The sequence below is a fragment of the Roseateles sp. L2-2 genome, from assembly GCF_050613215.1.
Lineage (GTDB): Bacteria > Pseudomonadota > Gammaproteobacteria > Burkholderiales > Burkholderiaceae_C > Roseateles > Roseateles noduli.
On sequence record NZ_CP192509.1, the window covers coordinates 2,965,270 to 2,976,784 of the forward strand.

11 protein-coding genes, 2 tRNA genes and 2 pseudogenes are annotated in these 11,515 nt (G+C 67.7%); 10 read left to right on the plus strand and 5 right to left on the minus strand.

Annotated elements, in window-relative coordinates; translation table 11 throughout:
• Positions 1–40 precede the first annotated feature (40 nt).
• Both ACQZ13_RS13310 and ACQZ13_RS13315 read left to right on the plus strand, forming a co-directional pair.
• Positions 41–901: a 2OG-Fe(II) oxygenase gene (locus ACQZ13_RS13310; RefSeq protein ID WP_431052622.1), complete on the plus strand. Its 861-nt coding sequence runs from the start codon at positions 41–43 to the stop codon at positions 899–901.
• 86 nt (positions 902–987) lie between these two features.
• Entirely contained in the window at positions 988–1,347 is a 360-nt protein-coding gene (locus ACQZ13_RS13315; RefSeq protein ID WP_431052624.1) for a hypothetical protein, read from the plus strand.
• 142 nt (positions 1,348–1,489) lie between these two features.
• Here ACQZ13_RS13315 and efp read toward each other — a convergent pair whose 3' ends face one another.
• Positions 1,490–2,044 carry an elongation factor P gene (efp, locus tag ACQZ13_RS13320; protein ID WP_088406857.1) on the minus strand — a complete coding sequence of 185 codons (555 nt, stop codon included), beginning with the start codon at positions 2,042–2,044 and terminating at the stop codon, positions 1,490–1,492.
• A 209-nt stretch (positions 2,045–2,253) separates the two neighbouring features.
• Complete coding sequence (gene earP / locus ACQZ13_RS13325; protein ID WP_431052626.1) at positions 2,254–3,378, minus strand: elongation factor P maturation arginine rhamnosyltransferase EarP; 1,125 nt, start codon at positions 3,376–3,378, stop codon at positions 2,254–2,256.
• A gap of 182 nt (positions 3,379–3,560) precedes the next feature.
• On the opposite strand from earP, the gene uvrC reads away from it, so the two are divergent.
• From uvrC to ACQZ13_RS13365, 8 genes are all read left to right on the plus strand, one after another.
• On the plus strand, positions 3,561–5,519 hold the full coding sequence (gene uvrC, locus ACQZ13_RS13330; protein WP_431053228.1) for an excinuclease ABC subunit UvrC: 1,959 nt from the start codon (positions 3,561–3,563) through the stop codon (positions 5,517–5,519).
• A gap of 55 nt (positions 5,520–5,574) precedes the next feature.
• Positions 5,575–6,111, plus strand: a complete 537-nt coding sequence (locus tag ACQZ13_RS13335) for a hypothetical protein (RefSeq protein WP_431052628.1) — start codon at positions 5,575–5,577, stop codon at positions 6,109–6,111.
• Positions 6,112–6,159: 48 nt separating this feature from the next.
• Entirely contained in the window at positions 6,160–6,726 is a 567-nt protein-coding gene (pgsA, locus tag ACQZ13_RS13340; protein ID WP_431052630.1) for a CDP-diacylglycerol--glycerol-3-phosphate 3-phosphatidyltransferase, read from the plus strand.
• Between the two features lie 227 nt (positions 6,727–6,953).
• On the plus strand, positions 6,954–7,226 hold the full coding sequence (locus ACQZ13_RS13345; protein ID WP_067270581.1) for an HU family DNA-binding protein: 273 nt from the start codon (positions 6,954–6,956) through the stop codon (positions 7,224–7,226).
• 30 nt (positions 7,227–7,256) lie between these two features.
• Positions 7,257–7,332, plus strand: a tRNA-Val gene (locus ACQZ13_RS13350).
• A 128-nt stretch (positions 7,333–7,460) separates the two neighbouring features.
• A complete protein-coding gene (locus ACQZ13_RS13355) occupies positions 7,461–9,374 on the plus strand; it encodes a peptidylprolyl isomerase (protein WP_431052633.1) in 1,914 nt (637 codons plus the stop codon).
• Positions 9,375–9,491: 117 nt separating this feature from the next.
• Positions 9,492–9,567 (plus strand) — tRNA-His (locus ACQZ13_RS13360).
• A gap of 215 nt (positions 9,568–9,782) precedes the next feature.
• Positions 9,783–10,001 carry a hypothetical protein gene (locus tag ACQZ13_RS13365; protein ID WP_431052635.1) on the plus strand — a complete coding sequence of 73 codons (219 nt, stop codon included), beginning with the start codon at positions 9,783–9,785 and terminating at the stop codon, positions 9,999–10,001.
• A gap of 64 nt (positions 10,002–10,065) precedes the next feature.
• On the opposite strand, the gene ACQZ13_RS13370 is transcribed toward ACQZ13_RS13365, so the two are convergent.
• The 3 genes and pseudogenes from ACQZ13_RS13370 to ACQZ13_RS13380 form a co-directional block, all read right to left on the minus strand.
• Positions 10,066–10,599 (minus strand): sensor histidine kinase, encoded by a 534-nt coding sequence (locus tag ACQZ13_RS13370; protein WP_431053230.1) that lies wholly within the window; start codon positions 10,597–10,599, stop codon positions 10,066–10,068.
• Between the two features lie 42 nt (positions 10,600–10,641).
• Positions 10,642–10,779: pseudogene (locus ACQZ13_RS13375) on the minus strand (hypothetical protein); the annotation flags it as partial.
• Between the two features lie 32 nt (positions 10,780–10,811).
• Positions 10,812–11,435 (minus strand): annotated as a pseudogene (locus tag ACQZ13_RS13380) (Crp/Fnr family transcriptional regulator); the annotation flags it as partial.
• Between the last annotated feature and the right edge of the window lie 80 nt (positions 11,436–11,515).

Consider the following 11,515-nt stretch of genomic DNA (forward strand, 5'->3'; position numbering starts at 1 on the left):
GATACAGGCAGACATCGATCAGTTTGATACCGTTGCGGATATGAGTAACTCGCAATACCTCACGCCCGAACTGCGCGAATGGGTGGCCACGCAACTGCGCAATGGCATTACGCGCGAGGCCTTGTACCAGGCCATGCTCACCAGCGGCTGGCAGCCCGACATGGCGCAGCAGGCGCTGGCGGAGCATCGTCCGTTCGAGGCGCCCTTGACCCTGCCCGCGATCGCGGAGCCCCCGATCGAGCCCGGCTCGCTGCCGGAGCCCGACCTCAGCGAGCAGCGCAGCGTGCTGCTGCCCGACGGCCACCGCGTCGAGATCCTGACGGCGCTGCAGCGACCGCGGGTGATCGTGTTCGGCAACCTGCTGTCGGCGGACGAGTGCGACGCCATCGTCACCAACGCCGGGCAGCGCCTGGCGCGTTCGGAGACGGTGGCGGCGCAGCGCGAAGGCAGCGAGGTCAATGCCGCCCGCACCAGCGAGGGCATGTTCTTCGAGCGCGGCGAGAACGAGGTCGTCGCCCGCATCGAGCGCCGCATCGCGACGCTGCTGAACTGGCCGGTGCGCAACGGCGAAGGTCTGCAGGTGCTGCGCTACCGTGCCGGCGCCGAGTACCAGCCGCACTACGACTACTTCGACCCGCGCCACGCCAGCAGCAAGGCGATCCTGGAGCGCGGCGGCCAGCGGGTCGCCACCATCGTGATGTACCTGAACACGCCGGCCAGAGGCGGCGCGACGGTGTTCCCCGACATCAAGCTGGACGTGATGGCGCAGAAGGGCAACGCGGTCTTCTTCAGCTACGACCGGCCCGATCCGGCGACGCTGACGCTGCACGGCGGCGCGCCGGTGGTCGAAGGCGAGAAGTGGGTCGCCACAAAATGGTTACGTCAGGGCGAGTTCGTTTGACGCGGCCTTGACCGGCCGCCCGCTAGACTCCCGCTCATCATCACGAGCGCCGGCCAGGTCGGCGCGTCCAGAAGAAGGAAATCCTCATGAAGTCGTTGATCGCCGCCCTGGGTGCCGCACTGCTGACCACGCTCGCGCAGGCGCAAGTCCAGCCGCAGCCGCAGTCGCAACCGATGCCTCCCGCGACGGCGCCGGTCGCGGCCGCGCACGCCGACATGGCCGCCCCCGCGGCCAAGCCCGCCCATGCCGGCAAGACGGCCGGCAGCAAGCACAAGGCCACCGGCAAGGCGGCGAACAAGAGCGGCAAGCACGCGGTCGCCAAGAAGTCGGGCGCCAAGAAGAAGTCGGCGCAGCAGGCCTCGTCGGGCAAGTCGGGTTCGAAGAAGGTCGCCAACGCCGGCAACGGCAAGCCGAAGAAGAGCAAGCAGCGTCACGCTGCCGCCTGATCCCGCCGACGGACCTGGCCTCGTCAGGAGGCGGGTACCGGACAAGCCGGAAAGCAAAAAAGCAGCCCGAGGGCTGCTTTTTCGTTGGTGCCGAGCAGGTGGCGAACCCGAAGGCTCGCCGACTTGCCGACTCGCAGGCGTCTTAGACGCGCTTGCGGTACTCGTGCGTGCGCGTGTCGATTTCGATGTTGTCGCCTTGCGCCACGAAGATGGGCACGGGGATTTCGAAACCGGTGGCGATCTTGGCGGGCTTCAGGACCTTGCCCGAGGTGTCGCCCTTGACGGCCGGCTCGGTCCAGGTGACTTCACGCACGACGCTGGTCGGCAGTTCCACGGAGATGGCCTTGCCGTCGTAGAACACCACTTCGACTTCCATGCTGTCCTGCAGGTAGTTGATGGCGTCGCCCATGTTCTCGGCTTCCACCTCGAACTGGTTGTACTCGGAGTCCATGAACACGTACATCGGATCGGCGAAGTACGTGTAGGTGCACTCCTTCTTCTCCAGGATGATCTGGTCCATCTTGTCGTCGGCCTTGAAGACGACTTCGGTGCCCGAGTTGTTCAGCAGGCTCTTCAGCTTCATGCGCACGGTGGCGGCATTGCGGCCACCGCGGCTGTATTCGGTCTTCAGCACGACCATGGGGTCCTTGCCGTGCATGATCACGTTGCCGGCGCGAATTTCTTGAGCGATCTTCATGATGATTCCGGGAGATTGGGTCCGGGCACAGTCATCTGGATGCTTGAAGATCCGAACTGTTCCGGTGGTGTGAGGCGTTCTGTCGCGGCGTCCCTGGTGCCTGGCACCCTGACACGCCGTGTCCTGGTATGTCCTGGTGTGCCCTGGCCTTTCGGGGAGCCGCGCCGTCAGAACGCGGAAAAGCCGCGCATTCTAGCTCGAAAGGCCCCTCATGCGCCACTCGACAGCCCGGCAAAGGCCTGGAGCCGGGCAGTGAGATCGGGCATCGCCGCGAGCTCGGCGCGCCACGCGCGGGCATGCGCGGCGGCGTCGGCCAGCTCGCGGAGCGCCTCCGCGGCCTCCGGCGTCCACGGCGCCAAGCCGTTCCACGCGCGGGACAACGCCCCCCAGCGCGCCCGCAGCGGCGCCGGGCTGCCGGTCATCGCCCGGGCGAGGAAAGCCTCCAGCTTCGGTCCGTGCGCGCCGTCGTCCTGGAAATAAATCTGCCAGAGCATCGGCCGCCCGGCCCATTGCGCGCGGACGAACGAGTCCTCGCCGCGCACGAGGTTCAGATCGCAGGACCACAGCAGGCGGTCGTAGTCGGTCTGGCTGAGGTGGGGCAGGGCGATCGCGCGCTGCCCGTCGCGCAGCAGCGGCGGGAGTTCCTGCTGCGGCGCGCCGGGGCACAGCAGCAGGAGCCAGCCCGGCCCGAGCGCGTCCAGGAACGCCGCCAGCGGCGCGTGCGGATACGCGAACAGGCTGAGCACGCGTTCGCCCGGTGCCGGCGCCCAGCCGCGAGCGGCCAGCCACGCCGCGGCGCCGTGGGCCACGTGAGCGTCGGCGGCTTCGATCAGGCCCGGCTCGCGCAGCAGCCCGCCGGTGCGGTCGCTGAAGCCGGGATAGAAGAACCGCTTCTCCAGACCGGCGCCCGGGCCGGAGAACTGCGGTGACTTCAGGCCATGGCTGCGCTCGACGTAGCTTTCCGCGCTCAGATATTCGAGGTTGATCCACGCCGGCTTCACCGCGCGCGCGGCCATCGCCGCGACGAAGCGCTCCGGCAGGTCGCAGCCGAAGGTCTCGACGACGACATCGCCCGGCGCCGCCCGCGCGCTGTCGGTCCACGGCAGGCAGGCGAGGCCCTCGACCGGCGTCGGCTGCATCCAGCTCAACGGCGACAGGTCGTCGCTCCACAGCCGCACCTGCGCGCCGCGCTGCGCGAGGTCGCGCGCCAGCCGCAGGCAGACGCCGAGATCCCCGTAGTTGTCGATGACGCGGCAGAAGATGTCCCACGTCGGTCTGTCGGGGCTGTCAGGAGTCGGCACGTCGGACGAGGAATCGGCGAGGGCGTCAGGCATCGACCGATTATCCGGCGGCACAATCGCGCCCCATGAGCACGACCCCCGCCGGCGCCAGCGAAGCGCCGGAGCCGACCCCCGATCCGTCCCTCGCCCCCGCGAGTCCTGCCGCGTCCGCCGCCGACGAGTGGAACACCCAGTCCGCCGCCATCGAGGCGGCCGAGTCGCGCCGCGTCGCCGACATGGAGCGCGCCGCGCGCGAGGGCCGCGACCGCCTGCTGGCCGAGGTGCTGGCGCTGCCCGCGCTGCCCGGCGTCTACCGCTACTTCGACGCGCAGGACCACGTGCTGTACGTCGGCAAGGCGAAGAACCTGAAGCGGCGCGTGTCGAGCTATTTCCAGAAGGACCACGGCGGCACGCGCATCGGCATGATGATCGCGCGCATCGCGCGGCTGGAGACCACGGTGGTGCGCACCGAGGCCGAGGCGCTGCTGCTTGAGAACAACCTGATCAAGGCGCTCAACCCGCGGTTCAACATCCTGTTCCGCGACGACAAGAGCTACCCCTACATGCGGTTGTCCGGCCACGCCTGGCCGCGCATCAGCTACTACCGCGGCGCGGTGGACCGCCGCCACCGCTACTTCGGGCCGTTCCCGAGCGCCTGGGCGGTGAAGGAATCGATCCAGCTGATCCAGAAGGTCTTCCAGCTGCGGACCTGCGAGGACACCGTCTTCAACAACCGCAGCCGGCCCTGCCTGCTGCACCAGATCCACCGCTGCACCGCGCCCTGCGTGCCCGAAGGGCAGAACGACGACTACCGCCGCAACGTCAGCAACGCGGAGCGCTTCCTGCTCGGCGAGACGCAGGAGGTGATGGACGCGCTGCAGGCGCAGATGATGACCCACGCCGAACGCTTCGAGTACGAGCAGGCGGCGGGCATCCGCAACCAGATCACCGCGCTGTCGAAGGTGCTGCAGCAGCAGGCCGTCGACGAGAACAGCGCGACCGGCCGCGATCGCGACGTCGACATCCTCGCGGTGAAGCTGCAGGGCGGGCGCGCCTGCGTGAACCTGGCGATGGTGCGCGGCGGCCGGCACCTGGGCGACCGCGCGTACTTCCCCAAGCACGTCGACGATGCGACCGCCGTCCAGCTGCTGGACGACGACGAGCTGACGCCGGTTGAAGTTGCAGTCGAAGGCGAGGGCGGAGGAGCCACCCGCACCCGCGTCGAACCGCCGAGCGCCGAACGCCTCGTGCTGGAAGCCTTCATCGCGCAGCACTACCTGGAGATGGCGGTGCCGTCGCTGCTGGTGCTGTCGGACGCGGTGGACCCGGCGCTGGCCGAGGCGCTGAGCGCGCAGGCCGGCTACCGCGTGACGGCGCAGGCGCAGCCGCGCGGTCAGCGACGCATCTGGCAGGAGATGTGCGTCAAGGGCGCCGAGATCGCGCTGGCCAGACTGCTGTCGGAAGAGGGGTCCCAGCAGGCGCGCACGCGCGCGCTGATCGACGCGCTGGACCTCAGCGTCACCGAGCTGGACAAGTTCCGCATCGAGTGCTTCGACATCAGCCACACGGCCGGCGAGGCGACGCAGGCGTCCTGCGTGGTCTTCGAGGGCCACCAGATGCAGAGCGCCCAGTACCGGCGCTTCAACATCGAAGGCATCACCGGCGGCGACGACTACGCGGCGATGCGCCAGGTCCTGACACGCCGTTACAGCAAGATGGCCGAGGCCGCCCAGAATGGGACCGGACGGATGCCGGACCTGGTGCTGGTGGACGGCGGCAAGGGCCAGGTGTCGATGGCGCGCGAGGTCTTCGAGGAGCTCGGCGTGGACCTGAGCCTGATCGTCGGCGTGGAGAAGGGCGAAGGGCGCAAGGTCGGCCTCGAAGAACTCGTCTTCGCCGATGGCCGCGAGAAGGTCTACCTCGGGCGCGATTCGGCGGCGCTGATGCTGGTCGCACAGATCCGCGACGAGGCCCACCGCTTCGCCATCACCGGCATGCGGGCCAAGCGCGCGTCGATCCGCACCGGCGGCTCGCGCCTGGAGGACGTGCCCGGCGTCGGTCCGAAGAAACGGGCGCAGCTGCTGCAGCGCTTCGGCGGCGTGCGCGGCGTGGCGGGCGCGAGCGTCGAGGAGCTCTGCAGCGTCAAGGGCATCTCGCGCGAGCTCGCGGAAGAAATCTATCGCGCGCTGCATTGAACGGCGCGCGGCTTGTTGGGATGTGTTGGGAAAACGAATGACACCGATCGATCGAATGACCTGGATGCGCGCGCTGCGCTGGAGCGGCAAGCTGGCGCTCGCGCTGTCGCTGGCGGCCTGCGGCTCGCCGACGCAGCGCCAGCCCGAACGCCCGCCGGTGCAGGAGGCGCCGCGCGCGCCTGTGGCCACCCCGGTGGCCCCGGGCGGTCCGGTGCCGACCTCTCCGGCCGTGCGCCGCGGCCTGCCGCTGCCGGCGCCGCACGCGGTCAGCTCGCACGAGGACCTGCGCCGCCAGGCCGCGCAGCGCATGGTCGCCGCCAATCCGGACGGCACCTACATGGGCGAGGTGCCGCCGGAGCTGCTGGCGATTCCCGTGCTGGAGGTCGAACTCAACCAGGACGGCTCCATCCGCCACATCCGCGTGCTGCGCAAGCCGACGCAGGCCGAGGACACCATCGAGGTCGCCATCGCGGCGGTGCGCCGCGCCGCGCCGTTCGGCGACGTGAGCCGGCTGCCCAAGCCCTGGAAGTTCGTCGAGGTGTTCCTCTTCGACGACGACCGGCGCTTCAAGCCGCGGACGCTGGACGATTAAGCAGCGACCGACGGTTTCGCGCCGTGAAACGTGGGCACAATGCCGCCCATGTTCTGGACGCTGCCAACCTTGCTGACCTGGGCCCGCATCGTGGCCATCCCGCTGATCGTCGGGGTGTTCCACCTGCAGATGTCGCCCGCCCATCAAAACCTGCTGGCCACCGTCCTCTTCATCACGGTGGCCCTGACCGACTGGGCCGACGGCTACCTGGCGCGCAAGCTCAACCAGACCTCGTCCTTCGGCGCCTTCCTGGATCCGGTGGCCGACAAGTTCCTGGTCTGCGCCGCGCTGCTGGTGCTGCTGGAGCAGCAGCGCGTCGATGCGCTGGTGGCGCTGGTCATCGTCGGCCGCGAGATCGCGATCTCCGCGCTGCGCGAGTGGATGGCGCAGATCGGCGCCTCGCGCTCGGTGGCGGTGCACGTGCTGGGCAAGCTCAAGACGACGGTCCAGATGGTGGCCATCCCCTTCCTGCTGTTCGACGGCAGGCTGTTCGATGTCATCAACACGCGGATCTGGGGCACCTGGCTGATCTACCTGGCCGCCGTGCTGACCATCTGGTCGATGGTCTACTACCTGCAGAAGGCGCTGCCCGAGATCCGGGCCAAGGCGCGCTGACGCGCATTCGCTACCTCGTTCGGTACCTGGTTTCGCGGGAACGTTGAAACAGCGTGTGAAGAGTGCGTGCGGATGCGGGTTTCAAGTCGGGCGCTGTCCCTTGGGCGACTGGCGTCGGACCCCCTCGTATCGGGACTTCCCCCTTGTCTGGACGCGCGGTCAAAGCGTCTAGAATCCGCTTCCCGCGCCGTTCGGGCGGCCTGGCAAACCAATGAGGGGGTACCTTCGTGAACAAGTCCGAATTGATCGAGCACATCGCCAAGCAGGCGGACATTTCCAAGGCGGCCGCGGGGCGCGCACTGGAAGCTGTCATCGGCGGTGTGAAGACCACGCTCAAGAAGAACGGGACCGTGTCGCTGGTGGGCTTCGGCACCTTCAGCGTCACGAAGAGAGCGGCGCGCACGGGCCGCAACCCGCGCACGAACGAGGCGATCAAGATCAAGTCGGCGAAGGTGCCGAAGTTCCGTCCGGGCAAGGCCCTCAAGGACGCGGTGAACTGAAAGCCTGAAAGCCGGAACCTGAAGAATTCCGGGCGCTTAGCTCAGTTGGTAGAGCACCTCCCTTACACGGAGATTGTCGGCGGTTCGAGCCCGTCAGCGCCCACCAGAAAACCGAGGCGTATCCATCTCATCGGTGGACTAGAATGCCGCGGCCCAAAGGCGAACCCCGGTTCGCCTTTGTCGTATCTGATGACGTGCCTTTGAACCCGTCCTAAAAGAGACCTGAGGTTGTTGATGTTCGATTTCGTACGCAAGCACACGCGGCTGTTCCAGTTCATCCTGCTGATCCTGATCGTGCCGTCCTTCGTGCTGGTCGGCGTGGAGGGCTACAGCCGCTTCATGGACGGCGGCAACGCGACGGTGGCGTCCGTGGACGGCCACAAGATCACGCAGTCCGAATGGGACCAGGCGCAGAAGACGCAGGTCGAGCGCATGCGCATGGAATCGCCGACGATGGACCCCAAGGTCTTCGACTCGCCGGAAGTGCGCAAGGACGTGCTGGAGAACCTGTTGCGCGAGCGCGTGCTCGCCGCGGTGGTGGCCGACGAGCATCGCACCATCAGCAACGAGCAGCTGATCGAGCTGATCAAGACGGATCCGCAACTCGCGCCGCTGCGCGACGTGGAGACCGCCAAGCGCATCGCGGCGCAGCAGGGCATGACGGTGGACGGTCTGCTGCAGAACGTGCGCCAGAGCCTGCAGACCAACGGCGTGCTGGGCCCGATCGCGCAGAGCGCGCTGCCCACGCAGGCCAGCGCCAACCTGGCCTTCGACGCACTGCTGCAGCAGCGTGAGCTGCGCTTCCAGTCCTTCGCCGCGAAGGACTTCGCCGCCGCGCAGACGCCGACGGACGCGGACCTGGAGACCTACTACAAGGATCCGAAGGTCTCCGCCAAGTTCCAGCTGCCGGAAAGCGCGGACATCGAGTACGTGGTGCTGGATGTCGGCGCGCTGCAGGCGGGCGTGACGATCAATCCGGAAGACGTGCAGAAGTATTACGAGTCGAACAAGCCCCGCTTCACCAGCGATGAGGAACGTCGCGCGAGCCACATCCTGATCAAGGCCGGTTCGGACATGTCGGCGGCGGACAAGGCCAAGGCGAAGGCCAAGGCCGACGAGCTGCTGGCCGAAGCGCGCAAGAACCCGGCCGGCTTCGGCGAGCTGGCGAAGAAGAACTCCGAGGATCCGGGCTCGGCCGCGAACGGCGGCGATCTGGACTTCTTCGGCAAGGGCGCGATGGTCAAGCCGTTCGAGGACGCGGTCTACGCGCTGAAGAAGGGCGAGATCAGCAACGTCGTGCAGTCCGACTTCGGCTATCACATCATCATGCTGACGGACGTGCGCGGCGGCGTGGTGCGTCCGTTCGACACGGTCAAGGCCGGCATCGAGAACGACCTGCGCCGCGAACTGGCGCAGAAGCGTTTCACCGAGCAGGCGGACAGCTTCGGCGACGCGGTCTACAGCGATGCCAAGTCGCTGAAGCCGGCGGCCGACAAGTTCAAGCTGACGATCCAGAAGGCGACCGTGCAGCGCAAGGCCGCGCCGGACGCGACCGGCGTGCTGGCCTCGCCGAAGCTGCTGGAAGCGGTGTTCGCGGCGGACTCGCTGAAGGAGAAGAACAACACCGCCGCGGTCGAGGCGGGCGGCAACCAGCTGGTGTCGGCGCGCGTCATCGCCTACAAGCCGGCGCGCGTGCCGCCGCTGGCCGAAGTGAAGCCTGTGCTGACGATGGCCTGGGTGGCGGATCACTCCGCGCAGGCTGCGAAGAAGGCGGGCGAGGCCCGTCTGGCTGAACTGCAGAAGGGCGGCGACGCCAAGGGTCTGGGCGAGGCGCTGACGGTGTCGCGCGCCAAGCCGGGCGTGCTGCCGCAGAAGGCGCTGGACCAGGTCTTGCGTGCCGATGCCTCGAAGCTGCCGGCCTATGTCGGCGTGGACGCGGGCAACGGCGACTTCCTGGTGGTGAAGATCGACAAGATCCTGCCGCGCGATCCGGCGCTGATCGATGCCAAGCGTGCGGCGGACCAGTACGCGCGCGCCTGGAGCGCGGTCGAGATGGCGAGCTACTACAACGTGCTCAAGGCCGACTACAAGGCGGCGATCAAGCCGGCGGTGCTGAAGGCCACGGCGGCCTCGGCGCCGGCGAACTGATTGCTGCGCAGAGTGAAAAGGGCGGCACTCGCGCGATTCGAAAGTATTTTCAGAAGAATCGCAGAAAGTGCTTCCCACAGAGGAGAAAAGTGGCCATAATCTAAGGCTTCTCCAGTGGTGGCTATAGCTCAGTTGGTAGAGTCCCAGATTGTGATTCTGGTTGTCGTGGGTTCGAGTCCCATTAGCCACCCCACCGAATAAGAAACGCCCGCAAGACGCAAGTCCTGCGGGCGTTTTTCATTGGTGTCCTTCATCGGTGTCTTGCGGGCGTTCTTGTTCGCGATGCTTCGCCGTGCAGAAGTCGCGCCGCCGCGTTGCCGCTGCCTCGCAACCCCCTCAGTCTCGCCAGCCGTGCTGACCCGCCCTCGCTACATTCCTGGCACAAATCCAAAGGTCTGAAGGTCGGGAATGAAAGTGCTCTGGCGCGTCGTCGGGATGGCGCATTCAATGTTGGCAGGCGGCGGGATCGCGCTGGGAATCTCCCATTGGCGGTCCGGTCACGGCGATGTGTTCGGCCATGGGCTGTTCGCGACCGTGATGCTGGGCGCGTCCTACCTGTTCATCTCGCTCGCCTCCGGCGAGTCGCGTGACGCTTCAGAGCACGCTGAGACGGACACCCAGGCCTGAACCCCGTTGGGGGCGAGCAAACGAGCCCTAGGCGCTCGTTCGGGGCGTGGACAGGCCTCGACCTTCAACCGGCCTCAGATGGCTGCCAGATCGGCAGCTTGAGGCAGAACTCGCTCCCCTGACCCGGTCCTTCGCTGTGCGCGGTGATCGAGCCGTCGTGGAGCTCCGCGATAGCCTTCGCCAGCGCGAGTCCCAGACCGAGCCCGTGGTACTCCGTGCCGAGTGGTTGCCGGCCTTGGACGTACGGCTCGAAGATGCGCCCCAACTGCTCGACGGCGATCCCCTGGCCGTTGTCCTTCACGTGCACGACGCAGTGTCCGTCGGACTTCTCTGTCCAGAGTTCGATGCATCCGTCGGCGGGCGTGTACCGCGTGGCGTTCGAGAGCACGTTCCCGACCACCTGCGCCAGCCTCGTGCAGTCTCCCCGCACACGCAGCTGCGAATCGGGCAGCATGGCCATCATCCGATGACGCTTGAGCTCGCGACCGGGCTTCGTGGCTTCCAAGGCGTTGGAAAGGAACTCGCGGACGGTCACCGGCACCCGGTGCACCGCCAAGGTATTGCGCGAGACCAGCGCGTGGTCAAGGAGGTCCTCCACCAGACGCTGGCAGGTGTCGAGCTGGCGTTCGATGACGGCGCGCTCAGCCGTGTCGTCCGCGTGCGCCCTGACGTTGAGCACCCGCAGCGCGGAGCCGATCGCCGCCAGCGGATCCCGCAGTTCGTGCGCGACGAGCGCCAGGATATCGCTGCGGCGCTGCTCGGACGCCTGCAGCGCCAGGGCTCCGAATCGGAGCGCCTGATCGCGCGGCGCACGGTGATGTGGCCGCGTCGATAGCGGATGAGCCCCGCGTCCTGCAGGTTGCCGGCGGCCGTGGTCACGCCCTCCCGGCGTACGCCAAGCATGTTGGCGATCAGCTCCTGGGTCATGACGAGGTCGTCGCCGCGGTGGCGATCCAGGCTCAGCAGCAGCCAGCGGCACAGCTGCTGATCCAGCGAGTGATGCCGGTTGCACACCGCCGTCTGCGACATCTGCGTCAGCAGCGCCTGCGTGTAGCGCAGCAGCACCTGCATGACCCGGCCGGCGCGGTTGAACTCCGCCAGCATCAGGTCGGATCGCAGGCGCAGCAGACGGCCGGCGCTCTGCACGACGCCGCGGCTCGGCGTCGTCTGACCGCCCATGAAGAGCGCCACCCCGAGCACACCTTCGAAGCCCACGACGGAGATCTCCGCGGACCCGCCGTCCTCCAGGACGTAGAGCAGGGACACGATGCAGGTCGTGGGAAAGCAGACATGGGTCAGCGGACCGCCGGGCTCGTAGAGCACCTCGCCGAGCGGCGCGTCCACCGCCTCCAGATGCGGCAGCCACCGGGCGAGTTCGTCCTGCGACAACGCGGCCAGGAGCCGGTTCGCGCGTGCCGACTCCATGGTCACCATGGGCGCTCCCTTGCGGCGTTGGACTGTCGATCGAGTTGAGGAACGGCCCACCGGACCGCGATCCGGTGAAGCCCCTTGCC